The sequence below is a fragment of the Flavobacterium psychrolimnae genome, from assembly GCF_003312425.1.
Taxonomy (GTDB): Bacteria; Bacteroidota; Bacteroidia; order Flavobacteriales; family Flavobacteriaceae; genus Flavobacterium; species Flavobacterium psychrolimnae.
This window is the reverse complement of record NZ_QNUX01000002.1, coordinates 112,309-131,196: the sequence shown is the minus strand read 5'-3', so window position 1 is coordinate 131,196 and position 18,888 is coordinate 112,309. Positions and strand designations below refer to the sequence as shown.

At 33.1% G+C, this 18,888-nt stretch carries 17 protein-coding genes; 7 read left to right on the top strand and 10 right to left on the bottom strand.

What is annotated here, in order from left to right; all coding sequences use genetic code 11:
- Positions 1 to 12 precede the first annotated feature (12 nt).
- The 3 genes from DR980_RS02830 to DR980_RS02820 form a co-directional block, all read right to left on the bottom strand.
- A complete protein-coding gene (locus DR980_RS02830) occupies positions 13 to 2,598 on the bottom strand; it encodes a phosphoenolpyruvate carboxylase (RefSeq protein ID WP_113633755.1) in 2,586 nt (861 codons plus the stop codon).
- A gap of 93 nt (positions 2,599 to 2,691) precedes the next feature.
- Positions 2,692 to 3,171 carry an Lrp/AsnC family transcriptional regulator gene (locus DR980_RS02825; protein ID WP_072943262.1) on the bottom strand — a complete coding sequence of 160 codons (480 nt, stop codon included), beginning with the start codon at positions 3,169 to 3,171 and terminating at the stop codon, positions 2,692 to 2,694.
- Between the two features lie 76 nt (positions 3,172 to 3,247).
- Entirely contained in the window at positions 3,248 to 4,402 is a 1,155-nt protein-coding gene (locus DR980_RS02820; RefSeq protein WP_113633754.1) for a M14 family metallopeptidase, read from the bottom strand.
- Between the two features lie 311 nt (positions 4,403 to 4,713).
- On the opposite strand from DR980_RS02820, the gene DR980_RS02815 reads away from it, so the two are divergent.
- Positions 4,714 to 5,190, top strand: coding sequence for a helix-turn-helix domain-containing protein (locus DR980_RS02815; RefSeq protein WP_113633753.1), 477 nt, complete (start codon positions 4,714 to 4,716; stop codon positions 5,188 to 5,190).
- Between the two features lie 100 nt (positions 5,191 to 5,290).
- Here the strand turns inward: DR980_RS02815 and DR980_RS02810 are convergent, their stop codons facing one another.
- Positions 5,291 to 5,845, bottom strand: a complete 555-nt coding sequence (locus DR980_RS02810) for a 1-acyl-sn-glycerol-3-phosphate acyltransferase (protein WP_113633752.1) — start codon at positions 5,843 to 5,845, stop codon at positions 5,291 to 5,293.
- A 61-nt stretch (positions 5,846 to 5,906) separates the two neighbouring features.
- Between DR980_RS02810 and DR980_RS02805 the strand changes: the two genes are divergently transcribed.
- Positions 5,907 to 6,572: a spermidine synthase gene (locus DR980_RS02805; protein WP_113633751.1), complete on the top strand. Its 666-nt coding sequence runs from the start codon at positions 5,907 to 5,909 to the stop codon at positions 6,570 to 6,572.
- Between the two features lie 97 nt (positions 6,573 to 6,669).
- The gene (locus DR980_RS02800) at positions 6,670 to 7,380 is read left to right on the top strand and encodes a potassium channel family protein (protein ID WP_113633750.1); all 711 of its coding nucleotides are present in this window, start codon (positions 6,670 to 6,672) and stop codon (positions 7,378 to 7,380) included.
- Here DR980_RS02800 and kdsB read toward each other — a convergent pair whose 3' ends face one another.
- From kdsB to DR980_RS02775, 5 genes are all read right to left on the bottom strand, one after another.
- Positions 7,381 to 8,106, bottom strand: coding sequence for a 3-deoxy-manno-octulosonate cytidylyltransferase (kdsB, locus tag DR980_RS02795; protein ID WP_113633749.1), 726 nt, complete (start codon positions 8,104 to 8,106; stop codon positions 7,381 to 7,383).
- Between the two features lie 43 nt (positions 8,107 to 8,149).
- Positions 8,150 to 8,953: a KilA-N domain-containing protein gene (locus DR980_RS02790; RefSeq protein WP_113633748.1), complete on the bottom strand. Its 804-nt coding sequence runs from the start codon at positions 8,951 to 8,953 to the stop codon at positions 8,150 to 8,152.
- Between the two features lie 195 nt (positions 8,954 to 9,148).
- Positions 9,149 to 10,024, bottom strand: a complete 876-nt coding sequence (locus tag DR980_RS02785) for a GIY-YIG nuclease family protein (protein WP_113633747.1) — start codon at positions 10,022 to 10,024, stop codon at positions 9,149 to 9,151.
- A 70-nt stretch (positions 10,025 to 10,094) separates the two neighbouring features.
- Positions 10,095 to 10,925 carry a 4,5-DOPA-extradiol-dioxygenase gene (gene ygiD, locus DR980_RS02780; RefSeq protein WP_113633746.1) on the bottom strand — a complete coding sequence of 277 codons (831 nt, stop codon included), beginning with the start codon at positions 10,923 to 10,925 and terminating at the stop codon, positions 10,095 to 10,097.
- Between the two features lie 98 nt (positions 10,926 to 11,023).
- Positions 11,024 to 12,445, bottom strand: coding sequence for an ATP-dependent DNA helicase (locus tag DR980_RS02775; protein ID WP_113633745.1), 1,422 nt, complete (start codon positions 12,443 to 12,445; stop codon positions 11,024 to 11,026).
- A 164-nt stretch (positions 12,446 to 12,609) separates the two neighbouring features.
- Between DR980_RS02775 and DR980_RS02770 the strand changes: the two genes are divergently transcribed.
- Both DR980_RS02770 and DR980_RS02765 read left to right on the top strand, forming a co-directional pair.
- Complete coding sequence (locus DR980_RS02770) at positions 12,610 to 13,419, top strand: DUF3822 family protein (RefSeq protein ID WP_113633744.1); 810 nt, start codon at positions 12,610 to 12,612, stop codon at positions 13,417 to 13,419.
- Positions 13,416 to 14,012: an RsmD family RNA methyltransferase gene (locus DR980_RS02765; RefSeq protein ID WP_113633743.1), complete on the top strand. Its 597-nt coding sequence runs from the start codon at positions 13,416 to 13,418 to the stop codon at positions 14,010 to 14,012. Before DR980_RS02770 ends, DR980_RS02765 begins: the two co-directional genes overlap by 4 nt.
- Before the next feature lie 14 nt (positions 14,013 to 14,026).
- Here DR980_RS02765 and DR980_RS02760 read toward each other — a convergent pair whose 3' ends face one another.
- Positions 14,027 to 14,944, bottom strand: coding sequence for a ketopantoate reductase family protein (locus tag DR980_RS02760; protein ID WP_113633742.1), 918 nt, complete (start codon positions 14,942 to 14,944; stop codon positions 14,027 to 14,029).
- Positions 14,945 to 15,088: 144 nt separating this feature from the next.
- On the opposite strand from DR980_RS02760, the gene uvrA reads away from it, so the two are divergent.
- Together uvrA and DR980_RS02750 are read left to right on the top strand one after the other, a co-directional pair.
- Entirely contained in the window at positions 15,089 to 17,920 is a 2,832-nt protein-coding gene (gene uvrA / locus DR980_RS02755; RefSeq protein ID WP_113633741.1) for an excinuclease ABC subunit UvrA, read from the top strand.
- Between the two features lie 119 nt (positions 17,921 to 18,039).
- Positions 18,040 to 18,768 carry an LOG family protein gene (locus DR980_RS02750; protein WP_113633740.1) on the top strand — a complete coding sequence of 243 codons (729 nt, stop codon included), beginning with the start codon at positions 18,040 to 18,042 and terminating at the stop codon, positions 18,766 to 18,768.
- The last annotated feature ends 120 nt before the right edge of the window (positions 18,769 to 18,888 follow it).

Genomic DNA, 18,888 nt, shown 5'->3' with positions numbered 1-18,888 from the left:
TTTTTTTATCGTTTAAGCGGAATTTCTACTAGCATTTGTATTTCCAAAAAGAGAACGAGTCACTATTTTTTCGTACACTTTTATTAACGCTTCATCAGGTTGAGCCTCTTTGTTTAGTTCATTAATTCGCAATAAAGCATATTGCTGTATTGTTAACAATGGCAAAACAATACGTTCTCTTATTTGTATTGATGCTTTACCATCAGGGTAATTTTCCATTAACTCTTTATGACCCGCAATTTTCAAAAGCAATCGTTTTGTTTCTAAAAATTCGTCATAAATTATTTGCCAAAATTCACCAAATTGAGGATCTTTTTTCATGTAAGCTGTCAGTGGGAAAAATGACTTAGCCAATGACATCATACTGTTTTCTAACAAGGTTTTGAAGAACAAAGAATTGTCATATAAGTCCTGAACTTTACTCCATTGATTTGTATCTTCAAAATGTTTCAGCGCCGTCCCTACACCAAAAAATCCGGGTACATTTTGCTTCAACTGGCTCCAAGAACCCACAAAAGGAATCGCACGTAAATCAGCAAAATCTAAATGTTCTGATTTACTTCTTTTGGATGGTCGGCTTCCAATATTCGTTTTAGCGTAATATTTCAGCGTACTCATTTGTTCCAAATAAGGAATAAATTTAGGATGGTTTTTAAAGCTTAAATACTTTTCATAACCAAATCCTGCCAATTGATCCAATATATTTTTCTCATCCAAAGTCAATTCATTTTGTCCTTTACTAAAAACCTGATTGGTCACACCAGCACTTAGTAAATTCTCCAAGTTATAACGACAGGAATCTAAAGTTCCAAAATTAGAACTAATCGTTTGTCCCTGTACCGTAACCTGAATTTCATTGTTTTCAATATTTGGCCCTAATGAAGCATAGAATTTATGTGTTTTTCCACCACCACGGGCTGGAGGTCCACCACGACCGTCAAAGAAAATTGCTTTTACACCATATTTTCTGGAAATTGCAGTAAGCTCTTCTTTTGCCTTATAAATACTCCAATTCGCCATTAAATAGCCTCCGTCTTTTGTTCCGTCAGAGAAGCCAAGCATGATGGTTTGTTTGTTGTTTCTACTGGCTAAATGTGCCGCATAAGTTGGATTGGTGTACAATTTCTCCATGATTTCATGCGCATTTTGCAAATCATCAACCGATTCAAAAAGCGGAATAATATCAACTGGAGGATTCTCCCAATCACTCAAACGGAATAGCGCAAAGGTTTCCATAACATTCAGCGCGCTTTCATTATTACTAATTATATAGCGGTTGGCGCCAAATTCGCCATTATTTTCCTGAATTGTTTTAATTGCCTGAATGGATTCGATTGTCAAACGAGTCATCTCATTCGGAAAAACAGCTGCATCAAGATTTCCGCTTACATTTGACAAAACCTTGAGTTTCTCTTCTTCTTTTAATTCAAAATAATTTTTCGGAAAAACATCAGGATCAGCTTTCAGATAAAATTCAACAACGTCATTAAACACAGCATCATGAATTTTACTATTCTGACGAATATCTAAAGATGCAAAATGAAACCCAAATAAATTTACTTTTATCAGAAGCGCATCCAATTCATCTAAATATAACGATTGATGTTGATCAATAATAATTTGTTTTATTTTACTCAACTGTGATTTAAATTCGTCAAGAGTAATGAAAATTTCTCCTTTGGAATAAAAGACAGACCTGTAAAGTTTTTGTTCCAGTTCAGTAACCAAAGTATCTACACCAGAGAAAGTTAGTTTTCTTTTTAAATCTCTCATTTCGATGTAATAACATTTCAAAATCGAAGTTCGCAAGCGTTCCGCTACTTTCAAAGTTATTTCGGTTGTTACAAATGGATTCCCATCACGATCACCACCGGGCCAAAAACCAAGTTTAATCAAAGGATTTTTTATGGAGTTTCCTTTAAAAATATTTTTTTGAAGATAGTGCACCATCTCACCGGAAGTATGATAAAATACATTTTCAAGGTACCAAATCAGACTTACTGCTTCATCAAAAGGATTTGGTTTTTCGTTTTGAATAAAGGGAGTTTTACCTAATTGAGCCAGTAATTGCTTAATGTTCAGTAAGTCATTTTTACGAATCGCTTCAGTTAAATCATTGATAATTCCAAGCACAGCACCAGGATAAAACTGTGTAGGATGCGCAGTTAAAACTGTTCTAACATTGAAATCTTCCAGAAAATCGACCAATTCGTCTTCTTTGTCTTTTGCATCTGATTTTTCCTTAATATCTCTCAACGATCCTCTTCCCTCCATATTATTAACAACCGGAAAAGCAGCATCTTCAATAGCATCAAACAAAACAATCTGACGTTCGATATATTGAATAAAACGAAACATGATATCAATCTTATCCGATTCTGAAGGATCGTGTAAATACCTTTTTGCAAAAAAATCAACAATCTCCTTAGGAGTTTCTTGTTTTTTGAATCCTGTATCGCAAATATCTGTAAATAAAGGCAGTAAAGCTCCTGTATTATCTATGGATTGAAAGGGCAATGTAATAAATACACTATTATAAATGTTGTATTTAGAGAGAACATCCTGGTTGAAACGTTCAATTTTAGGTAATGTGTACATAGTCTAGTTGTAGTTGGTTTAGTTAATTTCTCATAAAAAAAACCCCAAGAATTAACTTGAGGTTATATTTATATATAGCGCATTCAAGATTAATTACATATTTTTGAAAATAGTATGCATCAACCGCTTCTTATCATTTATGCTTTCCTCTAGTGAGATCATCGTTTCAGTTCTGTAAACCCCATCAATATCGTCAATCATAAAGATAACATCTTTAGCATGTTTAGTATCTTTTGCTCTAATTTTACAAAAGATATTAAATTTCCCAGTAGTAACAGAAGCTACCGTTACAAAAGGAATTTCATTAATTCGTTCCAAAACAAATTTTGTTTGAGACGTATTGTTTAGAAAAACACCTACATAAGCGATAAAAGAATATCCCAATTTGTCATAATCAAGCACTAATGAAGATCCCATTATGATACCGGCATCCTCCATTTTTTTAACTCTGACATGGACAGTTCCTGCAGAAATCAATAATTTTTTTGCAATATCCGTAAATGGAACTCTTGTATTGTCTATCAACATATCTAAAATCTGGTGATCTACTTCATCTAAACGAAATTTACTCATAACTCTTTAATTAATATTATTAATTGCTTTAACAAAGTATAAAAATATACATAAAAACAATAAAAAGACAAAAATATTATATTTTTATCATTCCGTTAACAATTTTTATGTTATTATCTAAATAAAAATCAGCTTTTTGGTTTAATTTAGGAATTGAATCAAAATCATCTTTATAAAGTGCTCCTTTAGCATCGTATTCAAAATGACCAAAATAATTTTCTAAATCGCCTATCTGTGATACATAAGCATTAAAACAAATCTGATTTTCAATTAACTCTTCTTTGTATTGTGCTGCAAAATTGGTGATTATTTCGATACCATCATAATTTATTTTGATGTTTTTATACATTAAATCATAAAAAACGACTTTATTTTGAGGAATATTCAAATATTTGTCAATTCCGTTGCTAACTATATCGTTTTCGCTAAGTATGGTAAAACTTGAAATTAGCGCCATAAAAACATATTTACGCGTCTCCTCTCTTTGATAATCGTTTGCAAAATGACCCGCTTCAAATAATAATGTAGGTACTCCCAAACATTGAAACGTGTCACCAATACAGTTTATATTGAAAGAATCATCAAAACGACCAATTTGATTCGGTAAATACTTCTGAAGCTCTTCATTTATACTCGCAATCAAATTAATAGCCTTTAATCTCGATTCGTTTATTTCTCTTTCTTCATTATAAGAAGGCGCCAAAAATGATAATGTAGCCGGCTTACCCGTATCGCTTACGCCAAAAATAGTACGCTGATCATGAAGATTAAAGCAATAATCCGGTTTGAAAGATTCAAAAACCTCTCTTAAAATCTTGCTCTCTGGTTGTGTAAGCGCTTGCGAATCACGATTTAAATCTACTTTATTAACATTTTCCCTTGTATATAATGTAGCACCATCAGGATTCAACATCGGAATGATGCAAAAAGTAAAAGCACTTAATAATTGTTGTGCCAATTGCGAACCGCTTTGTAACACATTCAAAAAATCAAATAACGCTTTTGTAGTCGTACTTTCATTTCCATGCATTTGTGACCAAAGGAGAATTTTAGTTTCACCTTCTCCAATTTCATATGAATAAATCGACTTTCCTAAAACTGATTTTCCAGTAATTTGAAGTTGATTATTGGTATTTAATTTTTGTAATAACGGTTCAATAGAATCTAAAGTGATGTAACGACCCTGAATAGTTTCTTCTTTATACTGACTGAATAATTGTTCTAAATCCATGCTGTTTAATTTGATTTACAAAAGTAAACATCTTTATATTTACATTTGTAATCAAATTAAATTAAGAATATTTCAATCCTGTAAACAAATTTTTATGTTTTAAGTTAATCCTTTTATTACTTGTAGTTGACAAATGTTACTTAATAACTCAATAATAACTAAAATATTAATTATCATATATTTAAAATACATTACATTATTCTATACTTTATATTAATTAGTAATGTAAATACTAATTACATTTGTAATTTTGGTATTCTGATTGGTTTTGATTACATTTGTAAATAGTTAATTCATATCAATAATTTACAATGGTAAACATAGAGGAATTTATAAAAAGATTAGAAATCATACTGGATTACTACAGCTTGAATGCTTCTTCTTTTGCGGATAAAATTGGTGTACAGCGCTCCAGTTTGTCTCACCTACTCTCAGGAAGAAACAAACCTAGCTTGGATTTTATTCTTAAAATATTAGAAGTTTTTCCTGATGTAGATTTGCACTGGATTTTAAATGGAAAAGGAAATTTTCCTAAAAATTCACAACAGTCAGTCATAAAAGAAAATAATGTTGAGCAAGTTGTAAAACAAAATATTCCTGCTCCATCTTCTGCTGAAATAATTCCTGAGAATTTATTTTCCGAAATTAAAATTCCACCTGTAATCCCAACTTTGGAAACAAAAAAAATAGAAAATAAAAATAGCGATACAGAATCCGATTCTACTGAAATAGATAAAATCGTTATTTTTTATAAGAATGGAACTTTTAAAAGTTATGTTCCCGATTAAAAAAAGAACCCCATTTCGGAATTTCGAAATGGGTTCTCATACATTATTTTGCTGTAAAAATTATTTCAATAGAAACTGAATTTATTTTTTACATTATCATTTATTCAAATGAATATCCGTTTTCCGGAATTTTACCTTTTACACCTTTATAGTGTTTCTTCAAAACTGCCATATCACTTTCAATATCTCCAGAAGGTAAAACTGGATTTCCTAAGTTCACTTCTTTTCTTCCAAAATCAAACGTGACAGGAATTATAGGAACATTTGCTTTTAAAGCGATATAATAAAATCCTGTTTTTAATTCGGTAACTTTTTCACGGGTTCCTTCAGGGGCAACAGCCAAACGAAAAATTTCTTTCCTTTGAAAAATAGCCGCAATAGAATCGACTTTATTCAAACCGCCAGAACGATCCAGTGGTTCGCCGCCCATATATCTAAAATAAAATCCGAAAGGAAAACGAAACAATTCCTTTTTACCAACCCAATTCATTTCTAATCCGGTAATGCCTCTGGTGAAAATGCCCAAATAAAAATCATGCGCACTTGTATGCGGCATAACCATCATGACACATTTTTTTATATTTGCGTCAATTCCTCCAACTATTTTCCAACCCATGAGCCTGAAAAATATCCATTTGTAAAATTGTTTCTTCATTCTTTCATATTTCACACAAAATAAATAATTTAAATCTTATTTTTGGGTAAAACTGCCTCTAATGATTAAAAAAATATTCAGTTATCTCATTCCAATAAAAATTTACGAAACAAAATCTTTGTTGAGTAAATCGATTGAAGTGACTTGGGCAAATGGCGAATTAGTTTTAGATTCTGAAAACGCCAATTATTCGTATGGTAGTTTGCAACGCATATTGAGATTAGGATTAAAAAACATAGGTTTTGAAAAAATAGTTTCCATGAAACATATTCTTGTTCTGGGAGTTGCCGGCGGAAGCGTTATCAAAACATTAGTGGACGAAATAAAATACAATGGAAAAATTACCGGAATTGAAATCGATCCCGAAATAATTAAAATAGCCAACACCTATTTCAAGCTAGACGAGGTAAAAAATCTTGAAATTGTAATTGATGATGCTTTCGAATTTGTTCTAAAAACCAAAACCAAATACGACCTAATTATTATTGATATTTTTCAAGATACCACAATGCCAAATTTCTTATTTGAAACTTTTTTCATTAATAGAATCTGTTTTCTTTTAAAGAGTCATGGTTTTATTCTTTTCAATACTATGTTACTGAATGAAAGTCAAAATATAAGAAATAAAAAATACGTATCCGAGTTCTTCAAAAGTGAATTTCGAATAAAAACTATTCCCAGATTAGAAGTTCACAACGAGTTGATTTTAATTGAAAAACTAACTTAAATAGTACAAGTTTTTTATGAAAATTTACAATACAATTCTGGCAAAGCAACACAATTATTTTGTACACTTACATGGCGCTATTTAACACTTTGCTGGAATGAAAAAAATTTTAAAAAAACTGCTTCTTGGAAAAACGTCAAAGGGCGCTCAACCTAAGTTTAATCCCATCCAAAAACGGATTCAGAATATTCAATCCATTTGGAATAACGATCATCAGGAAGACAATGGAATTGAAAAAATTGTCCGTTTAATATTGGCTTCGTCCCAATTACTTTTTCCAGGGATTTACATTAAATATTGGGCTAGCAAGAAAGGTGTTGAATACCAAGATTTAGCGTTAGACTTTTATGTTTTATTAAAAGTGATTTTTCCAATAGTGATATTAATAAATCACTGGCAAAGCCATCAGTGGATTATCTGGATTCTTGTTTATGTTTTTTTGGAAACTGTTTTTTATATTCCAACACTGATTTTTGCATCTGATTTATTTTCAAAACCACGCTCATATAAGAGATCCATGTTGCTGCTTTTCTTTAACTATTTAGAAATTGCATTTGCATACGCCGTCTTTTATTCTGTTGGAAATTACATGAACAAACCGTTTTTCCATTGGTTTGATTCGGTTTACTTCAGTATTGTAACTTCCTCTTCCATCGGCTATGGCGACTACCATCCCATTACACCAATAGGGAAATTTCTAGTTACTACACAAGCCTTATTGTTTCTTTTTTTCATTGTGCTTTTCTTGAATTTCTTTTCCACCAAAGTAAAAACGAAAGGCTATTTCGATCATGAAAATCTGGAATAATTACAACATTTTTCTCGCTTTTTCTAAATCTTCGGGAGTATCAATTCCGATACCGACATGTGTCGTTTCCACCATTTTAATTCGTTTTCCAAATTCCAGATAACGTAATTGCTCCAGTTTTTCGGATGCTTCCAAAGATTGCATCGGTAAACTGTAAAAATCCAATAAAGCTTGTTTTCTAAAAGCATAAATCCCGATGTGTTGCATGTAGCGAACGCCCACATTTTTCTCTCTAGGATACGGAATTACCGAACGTGAAAAGTACAAAGCGAATCCGTTTTGGTCCACAACCACTTTTACATTATTGGGATTATTGATGTCGTATTCATTAGTGATTTCGCGCATTAACGAAGCCAAATCCACTTTTTTATCCAAATCATTTCTAAAAACTTCAATGACTTTTGCCAAAGGTTCTGCATCGATAAATGGTTCGTCTCCTTGTACATTGATTACAATATCAACGTCCAGATTTTCGACTGCTTCCGCAATTCGATCGCTTCCTGATTCGTGTTCTTTAATACTTTTGATGGCTTTTCCGCCATGAGAAACGATTTCGTCATAAATTAAATCCGAATCCGTTACCACAAAAACATCATCAAACAATTGCGTGTTTATAGCTGCTTCATAGGTTCTTAAAATGACCGTTTTGCCTCCCAAATCCTGCATTAGTTTTGCGGGAAATCGTGTCGAAGCGTAACGGGCTGGAATGACTGCTATTATTTTCATTTTTGATATTTTATTTTACCGCTAAGGCACTAATTGCAAAGGATTATTTTAATTTTTTATTTTCTACCTCTTTTAAAATACTCATTTGCTGTATCGCTATTTGATTGAGTTTTACTAATCGTTCTTTTTGTGGTAAATTTTCGTTAATAAAAAGAGCATTTAAGTTTTCAAGATTAGACAAACAAATTAATTCATTTATTGAGGCATAATCTCGAATATTACCTTTTAGATCAGGATTTAATTCACGCCATTGTTTAGCAATTATTCCAAACAAAGCCATATTCAAAACATCAGCTTCATTTGCATACACGATTGAAATTTGCAAGGCATTAAGTGTTTTGGGTATCAAATTATGCTTTATGGCATCCGTATGTATGTGATAGTTTATTTTTGTTAATTCCCTATGTGCGGACCAGCCAATATGTTTTTGCTCCTCTTCTTTTAAACGCTGAAATTCTTTAACTATATAAAGTTCAAATTCAACCGAAATCCAACTGGCAAATTTAAAGGCAATATCCTTATGAGTAAAAGTCCCTCCATATCGTCCTGATTTTGAAACAAAACCAATTGCATCTGTTGTATTTATCCATTTTTGTGGTGACATCGTAAAGGCGTTCAAACCCGCGTCTTTTTTAAACCCCTCGAATTCGAGGGGTTTAAAATTTGGGTTATATAATGTTTCCCAAAGTCCTAAAAACTCTATTGTATTTCTATTTCGCATCCAATTTCCAATGGTCGCACTTGTGTCGTCAGTTTTGTGTTTTGCAATGTCTGTAATAGAAATATAATCGTTCTCATTGATTAAAACTACAGTAACTTCAGTATTTATAACTTTAATTTTAGCCATATAAATTATTTGTAATCCTTATAATAACAGTAGTATGTGCAAAAATTGCACTTACTGAATTCTATTTAATTCCCTTAGCTGCTGTAAGCAATCCTCTGGATTAAAACTCTTATCTTTTATGAGTATGTTCCAAAACGGAACTAACTGAATTATTGAAAGGCAATTGTTTCATAAATGTTTATCAGGGAAATGTAATTACTTAGAATTACTAACAGTATTATAATTTTGATTAGTCTCAAACTCTTTTAATGTCTTACCAGATTTAAGCTTCCATTCGGTAAGACCATTTGCACTTCTTCCCATTACTATTGCAGCAGCAGCTGAAGGACTACTAAATAAAAAATCTTCAGAAAACTCAAGAAATTCAACTTTATCAATAAAAATTGCGTCATAAGTTAGCTTTTCTCTTAATTTAACAAGATTAAAATTCATTGAGTTTGTTGTGTCTTTCGCTGCTTTTGAACCTTTATAAACTACGAAACCATCTGATGTTGGTTCACCTGTAGCTTCGGCACCGCGAGCCCCTCTTAGATAAAAAACATCTGTAATCTGCTTTTGTTTAATTTCTCTTTTTTCATCAAACACTTTATGACCAAGAGTATTAACAAGCATTTTTATATTTTCTATAAATTCTTCCATTTCAGATCTGTCAGATTCAGAAATCGATGATTGCGTTGGAATAATTGAGTTTTCAACTTTATAGCGTTTAGCTGAGTGTGCTATGTTATGAAGTCTATTTTCTAAATATTTTACGTGAGCTTTATTTAAATTTTCATCTTTACTTATAAAAACAATAGTCTCATGCCAAAAGTCCTTTTGGTTTAAATGTTGATTTAGTCGTTTTAATATTGATTCTGCTTCTCCAATATAAACTAAGTCTTTCCCCTCTTCATCTTTCCCGAATAAAAGATATACTCCAGTACTTGTTAAATCATTACGATCAATACAATCTTTTACTTTTATACGTGGGATTTTATATGCTTTTCCAGACCAATTAGAAAGTTCGCAACTCATTCGTCCGTTTGGCTCTCCATCTATTAAAAATATTTTTATTGTTTTACCAAATTTCATTTATCTTTTATTTTTTTCTTAAATTTTGTGCAAGGAATGTCAAATATAAGATTTATTTTATAAAAGCCTCCTACATAATCTTCACCGAAGTCATACTCAATGAACCTGCCAATAACTTATCATTAAACAAACTGAGTTCTTCGGATTTCCCTTTTAATCCCAAAGTATAAATCAAAGGTAAATAATGTTCTGGCGTAGGAATCGCTAATTGAAACGCTTTGCTTTGCTTTTCAAAATCAATCAATGGTTGAAAATTTCCATCCAGTAAATAATTATTTACTGATTCCCTTGCTTCAATTGCCCAATCATAACCGTAATTATCTTTATTGAAATTGCGATAATCGACCAATCCCAAATTATGAACAATGTTTCCGCTACCTACAATCAAGATTCCTTTGGTAAGCAAGGCGCTTAATTTCTGAGCCAAGTCAAAATGGTATTGACCGGATTTAGTATAATCAATACTCAACTGAATCACGGGAACATTTGCTTCTGGATATAAATGCTTAATTACACTCCATGCACCATGATCCAAACCCCAATGTTCATCCAGCTCTACTTCTACTGGCGATAATAAATGTTTGGTATCTACTGCTAATTCCGGACTTCCTTTTGCTGGATATTGGACATCGAACAGTGCTTGTGGAAAACCGCCGAAGTCGTGAATCGTTCTTGGCATTTCCATTGCGGTAACCTTTGTCCCTTTGGTAAACCAATGCGCTGAAATACACAAAATGGCATTGGGTTGCGGCAACGTTTTAGCCAAATTTCGAAAACCAGTCACAAACTGATTTTCTTCAATGGCATTCATCGGGCTGCCGTGTCCTAAAAACAGCACCGGCATTTTTTCGGTATTCGAAAAAGAGCCTGAAATTTTATGTAAATCGTTTAAAGTGTTCATTACAAAACTATTTTAAAATTATTGAACCATTTAAGTCATATAAGGTCATTTAAGTTTTTCTTTGATTTTAGCTTATATGACTTATATGTTTATCAAATTTACTCTACAAAATTCTCATCTTTAAATCCTATCAAATATAATTTATTTTTTGCTCGGGTCATAGCAGTGTACAACCAGCGAATGTAATCTCTATTGATGCCATCCGGCAAATACGGTTGTTCTATAAAAACAGTATTCCATTGACCACCTTGTGACTTATGACAGGTTATTGCATACGAAAATTTAACTTGAAGTCCGTTGAAATATTCGTTGGCTTTCACTTTTTGGAATTGCTTGAATTTGGTTTCGCCTTCATAATCTTTCAAAACTTCCTGATACAATCTATTTGATTCTTCATAGGTCAACGATGGCGATTCACTTTTTATGGTGTCCATTAATAATACCGTTTCAAATGGAATCTGATTGGGGTAATCAATCATTCGAATTTTTACTTTGGCAAACTTAAAACCATACAATTCTTTGATATTGAAAATTTCCAATATTTCGATAATATCACCATTGGCAATAAAACCCGCTTCATCCGAATCTTTCAACCAAAAATAATTGTTCTTCACCACCATCAGAAAATCGCCAGTGGAAAGTTCACTTTCTTTATCGAGGATTTTGGTTCTAATTTGCTCATTATATTGATTCGCTCTTTTATTCGAACGAACAATAAAAGCAGTGTCTTCTATACTATAATTACTGTAGGCGGAATTGATGGCATCCTGAATATCATAGCCATCTGTCAACCGAACTATATCTTTGAATTTCTTGACATCAAATTTGAATTCATCAATAAAGGAATCCTTCAATAATTCCCGAAGTTCAGTTGCGTTATGCAAAATCCCAGAATTTTCTTCCTGACGCATGACTTCGTCTAACTCGATATGCTCTACTTCCTTATCATAATTCATTCCCAAAGTGCGAATGTCCAGTGCGGGACTGATATCTAAATTAACCGGAGGCAACTGAGCCGTATCTCCCAATAAAATCATTTTGCAATTGGTTCCCGAATATACATACGAAATCAAATCATCTAATAAGGAACCGTTTTCATACAACTTAGAATCGGAATTCGTGTCTGAAATCATAGAAGCTTCATCGACGATGAAAATAGTGTTCTTGTGTTTATTTTGTTGCAACGTAAACGAAACGCCGCCACCGGAAGATTTCTTTGGAAAGTAGATTTTTTTATGAATCGTAAAAGCCGGTTTATTTGAATAATTGGCAATCACTTTTGCCGCACGACCTGTTGGCGCCAACAAGACATATTTTTTATTGATGTTCAATAAACTATTTACAATCGTAGAAATCACTGTTGTTTTTCCCGTTCCCGCATATCCTTTTAAAACAAAAATGGTTCTATTATCGATTTCAGTCAAAAAAATAGCAATTTTTTGAAAAAAAACATCCTGTTTATACGTGGGTTGAAAAGGGAACTTTTTTTGTAAAAGACTATAAAACAGGGAGGAATTCATTTCGTGTTATTTGACTGCAAAGTAAAGAATGTTTTTTCAATTTCAAGGTCAATAGCAATTTCAATTTTCAAATACTGTTATTGTTTTTTTGCCACTGTGATTGATATTGATAATGAAATTGATTTTTAAATTTGTAAGTTTGCGTTGTTGAAAAAATCAATAGTATGATAAACATAGCCGAAAAAAAATATAAAAAACTTTCCATTCAAGTTTCCTTGACAGGACTTTCTTTTTGTTGTTTTGACACGCTAAATAATACCGTAATTTCATTCAACGAAGTTCATTTTGATACGTTCCATAAAGCTACAAAAATTGAAGATTTGTTTGCCGATGCTTTCAACAATCATCCAGAATTAAAGGATTCCTATGATGAAATTCTTGTAATTCACAATAATAATCTTTCAACGTTTGTTCCGGAACCGTTATTTGACGAGAACTTTTTAGGCAGTTATTTGCAATACAACACAAAAGTTTTTGAAACTGATTTTTTCGCTTTTGATGAAATTCCAAACTATCAAATGAATGCGGTGTATATTCCGTATGTGAATATTAATAATTTTTTCATTGACCAATTTGGAGCTTTCGATTACAAACATGCAAATAGTATTTTGGTTTCAAAACTTTTGGTTGCCTCCAAAAATAAGGATGAGAAAAAAATGTTTGTACATATTAATACAGGTCATTTTGAAATCATTGCGGTTCAGAACCAAAAATTATTACTTTTCAATTCTTTCGATTACAATACACCAGAAGATTTCTTGTATTACATTTTATTCACCGCTGAACAATTAAACTTAAATCCCGAAAACTTCCCATTGGAACTAATCGGAAATATTGATACCGTAAGTGATTATTTCAAAATCGCTTACAAATACATTCGCAACGTTTCCCTCATAGATGTGGAAGATTTGCGATGGAACAATTATTTTTCTGAGGCCGAAAACAGAAATCATTTTATACTTTTCAACTCATGAGAATCATTTCAGGAAAATACAAAGGAAGACGCATTTTTCCACCAAAAGGATTACCCGTTCGCCCTACAACCGACATGTCTAAAGAAGCGTTATTCAATGTTTTGAACAACCATTTCAGCTTTGAAGGACTTAAAATATTAGATTTATTCGCAGGAACAGGAAATATCAGTTACGAATTTGCCTCAAGAGGAAGCACACCAATCACTTCTGTTGATGGTGATTTTGGTTGTGTAAAATTCATCAAGCAAGTAGCTGCCGAATATGATTTTAATATTGCTGCCACAAAAAGCGATGTTTTCACGTATTTAGAAAAATGTAAAACGTCCTACGATATTATTTTTGCAGATCCACCGTATGCTTTGGACCAAAAAACTTTCGAAAAAATTATCTTATTAGTTTTCGAAAAAGAATTGCTTAATGAAGATGGAATGATGGTAATCGAACATTCGAAATATACCAAACTGGATCACATGATTCACTTTTCGTTCCAAAAAAGTTACGGAGGTTCTATTTTTAGTTTCTTCGAAATTGGCGCTGGTGATTCAGAAGATTCTGAAAACGAATCAGACCAAAATGATGGTGAAGAAGAATAATTTAGGTTTAGGAATTACGATAATTTTTCTAGTATTTTTTGATAAACGGGAGTTGCAATACCATGTTTTACACCTTCATTAACCACATATTTTGTTAGGGAATTCGCTTCCGTTTTATGCCCGGCCAATAAGTCTCTGTGCATGGATGACGTATTATCCTTTGGCGATTTTTCGAGTTTCGTTATCGTTTGGGCAACAATATCATTGGGCAACTTTAACCCTTTTGCAACAGCAACAGCAGTAATCTCATTCAACAATGAAATATAAAATTCCTTATATTCAGGATTGTTTAAAACACCTCCTATATTCTCATTCAAATACGAAGTTGCTGAAGCCAATGCCGAAATAAAAATAAATTTTTCCCAAACCGTTTCTTCAATATTTTCGACAAGATAACTTTCTATATTGGCGTTTTCGAAAATAGATTGTAATTCGTTCAATCTAGAAATTGATACTGTTTGCGAACCAAAGAATAATTTTTCGTAAGAGCCAACTTTCTTGATAATGCCGGGAGATTCAATCATTGAAACAATATAAACACAACCTTGCAATACTGTATTTTTAGGAAATACTACTTGAATGCGTTCTGTAGCATCAACTCCATTATATAAAGGTAGGATTGTGGTCGTTGCCGAAATACATTCTTTTATGGATTCAAAACTGGTTTCAATATCATAGGTTTTAGTGGCGCAAATAAGATAATCGAGATTCCCGATTTCATCTGGGTTATCAGAAACTAAGCTCGGAAAAACGGTCATTTCATCCGTATCAGTTTTTATTTTCAATCCATTCTTGGCTATTGCTTTTTGGGTTTCGCCACGAGCAATAAACACGATTTCGATTACATCTGATTCAAAATAAGCCTTGGCCAATAATCCACCAAAATAGCCGCCTACTCCACCTAATCCTAAAATTCCAATTCTTGTTTTCATAAAAATATCTGTAATGCTTGGTTATGAATGTCTTTAATATTCATACAAATTACTTCAAAAGTACCAAAATCTTTAACATAAACTTCTAAACTGTTGTATCGAAAGAATAAATCAAAATGGTAACTTTGCTTTTTTGCAAAAATTATGTTAGACAAAGACAATACCATTGAAGTTCAAGGCGCTCGCGTTCACAACTTAAAAAATATAGACGTTTCTATTCCTCGTGAAAAACTGGTCGTTATTACTGGCCTTTCAGGTTCCGGAAAATCCTCCTTAGCTTTTGATACCATTTATGCCGAAGGGCAACGTCGTTATGTAGAAACTTTTTCTGCTTATGCACGTCAATTTTTGGGAGGCTTAGAACGTCCTGATGTCGATAAAATCGACGGGCTTTCTCCTGTAATTGCCATCGAACAAAAAACAACCAGTAAAAGTCCGCGTTCCACCGTGGGAACTATTACTGAAATTTATGATTTCCTGCGATTATTGTACGCTCGTGGCGCTGATGCCTACAGTTACAATACCGGCGAAAAAATGGTTTCCTATTCTGATGAGCAAATTAAGGATTTGATCATTCAGGATTTTTCAGGAAAACGAATCAATATTTTGGCTCCAGTTATTCGTGCTCGTAAAGGTCATTATGCGGAGCTTTTTCAACAAATTGCGAAGCAAGGTTTCCTTAAAGTTCGCGTAAATGGAGATGTGCTGGATATTACTTTAGGAATGAAATTAGACCGTTACAAAACACATGACATCGAAATTGTTGTTGACCGAATGGTTATTGAAGATACTGCTGACAATGAAAAACGTTTGACAGAAAGTATTAATACAGCCATGCATCACGGTGAGAATGTGCTGATGGTTTTAGATCAAGATTCTAATGAAGTTCGGTTTTTCAGCAGAAATTTGATGTGTCCAACTACTGGAATCTCCTATCAGAATCCAGAACCGAATTTATTCTCTTTCAACTCACCAAAAGGTGCTTGCGACCATTGCAACGGATTAGGAACGGTAAATGAAATTAATCCGAAGAAGATTATCCCAAACCCAAAATTATCTATAAAAGCAGGTGGTTTTGCTCCTTTGGGAGAATATAAATCATCCTGGATTTTCAAGCAATTGGAAATAATTGGTGAAAAATATGGCTTCAAATTGACAGATGCAGTTAACACCATTCCTGCTGAGGCGATGGAAATGATTTTGAATGGCGGAAAAGAAAAATTCACAATCAACTCCAAAGATTTAGGCGTTGCCAGAGAATACAAAATTGATTTTGAAGGAATTTCACATTTCATCAAAAATCAACATGACGAAAGCGGTTCCACAAGTATAAAGCGTTGGGCAAAGGAATTCATGGACGAAATAAAGTGTCCGGTTTGTGAAGGTTCCCGTTTGAAAAAAGAAGCGTTATTCTTTAAAATCAATGAAAAAAATATTGCCGAATTGTGCGATATGGACATTTCGGATTTGACCGCTTGGTTTAATGATTTAGACATCCATTTATCTGATAAACAAAAGCGCATCGCTACTGAAGTAATCAAGGAGATTAAGGACAGATTGAATTTCTTGATGAATGTAGGTTTGGATTATTTGGCTTTAAGCCGAAGTTCAAAATCCCTTTCAGGTGGTGAAGCACAACGTATCCGTTTGGCTACTCAAATTGGTTCGCAGTTGGTTGGAGTTTTGTATATTTTAGATGAGCCAAGTATTGGTTTACACCAAAGAGACAATGAAAAATTAATTCATTCTCTCGAACAATTACGTGATATTGGAAACTCAGTGATTGTGGTAGAACACGATAAAGACATGATTGAACGTGCGGATTATGTAATTGATATTGGTCCAAAAGCCGGGAAATATGGCGGTGAAATCATCAGCAAAGGAACACCTGCCGAAATTCTAAAACATCATACTATTACAGCGATGTACATGAATGGTGAAATGAAAATTGAAGTTCCAAAAAAACGTAGGGAAGGAAATGGAAAATTCCTAAAACTGACTGGAGCTACAGGAAACAACTTGAAAAATGTTTCAATAGAATTGCCCTTGGGCAAAATGATTTGCGTGACTGGAGTTTCGGGAAGTGGAAAATCAACTTTGATTAATGAGACGCTCTACCCTATTTTGAATGCGTATTATTTCAACGGTGTCAAAAAACCGCAGCCCTATAAAAAAATTGAAGGATTGGAACATATCGACAAAGTGATTGATATTGACCAAAGCCCTATTGGTAGAACACCTAGAAGCAATCCGGCAACGTACACCGAAGTTTTTACAGAAATCAGAAATCTGTTTACGATGACTTCCGAAAGTATGATTCGGGGATATAAAGCAGGACGATTTAGTTTTAATGTAAAAGGCGGACGTTGTGAAACCTGCGAAGGGTCAGGAGTTCGTACGATTGAAATGAACTTTCTGCCAGACGTTTATGTGGAATGTGAAACCTGTCAAGGGAAACGTTTTAACAGAGAAACATTAGAAATTCGATATAAAGGGAAATCCATTTCGGATGTGTTGAATATGACTGTAGATGAAGCGGTTCCATTTTTTGAAATGATTCCGAAGATTTATAGAAAAGTAAAAACGATTCAGGATGTTGGTTTGGGTTATATTACCTTAGGTCAACAAAGCACCACACTTTCCGGCGGTGAAGCGCAACGCATCAAACTGGCGGGTGAATTATCAAAAAAAGATACCGGAAATACGTTTTATATTCTGGACGAACCTACAACAGGATTGCATTTTGAAGATATTAGAGTCTTGATGGAAGTGATCAATAAACTGGTTGATAAAGGAAATACGATTTTGATTATTGAGCATAATATGGATGTTATCAAACTGTCAGATTATATTATTGATATTGGTCCTGAAGGAGGAAAAGGTGGCGGACAGCTTGTTGCCAAAGGAACGCCTGAAGAAATTATAAAAAATAAAAAAAGCTATACGGCGCAGTTTTTAAAAAAAGAATTACTTTAGTATTTAGAAGCCCTAGCCCAGATTGCAGTAAAAATCCTTATGAGCCGGGGTTCGGCGATTAAGATTGAAACGAATAGCTGGAAGTAGCTCCAAAAAAATAAGATTATAAAATAGAGAATATGAGATTAGAAGATTTTGATAATGACGAGGATAAAGTTATCCAAGACCGATTGAAAAGAAAGACGTGGAATGAGATTAGAACCAATGACAGTTGGGCAATTTTTAAAATTATGGCCGAATTTGTTAACGGTTATGAAAGTATGGGACGCATTGGTCCTTGCGTTTCTATTTTTGGTTCCGCAAGAACGAAGCCTGAAGATCCTAATTATTTATTGGCAGAAAAAATTGCATACAAAATCAGTAAAGCCGGTTATGGCGTAATTACTGGCGGCGGTCCTGGAATTATGGAGGCCGGAAATAAAGGTGCACATCTTGGCGGTGGAACATCAGTGGGATTGAATATTGAATTACCTTTTGAACAACATTTTAATCCGTATATCGACAACGACAAAAATTTGAACTTTGATTATTTCTTTGTTCGAAAAGTGATGTTTGTCAAATATTCACAAGGTTTTGTGGTGATGCCGGGAGGTTTTGGAACGATGGATGAATTGTTTGAAGCAATCACTTTGATCCAGACGAAAAAAATTGCCAGATTTCCTATTATCCTTGTGGGTACGAGTTTTTGGTCCGGATTGATTGAATGGGTAAAAACTGTTTTAGTTGAAAAAGAACGTACGGTTAGTGCTGACGATTTGAACTTATTCAAAATTGTAGATACAGAAGATGAAGTGGTCGATGTATTGAATGCCTTTTATAAGAAATACGATTTATCACCAAATTTTTAATAAAAAGAAGCTGCCTCAAAAACAGCTTCTTTTTTTTGCTTAATTTTAAGGTACATCTAAACAATTATATCGAATTATAAGTATATTTATTTTTTTAATAAATAATACCGAAATTTGAAA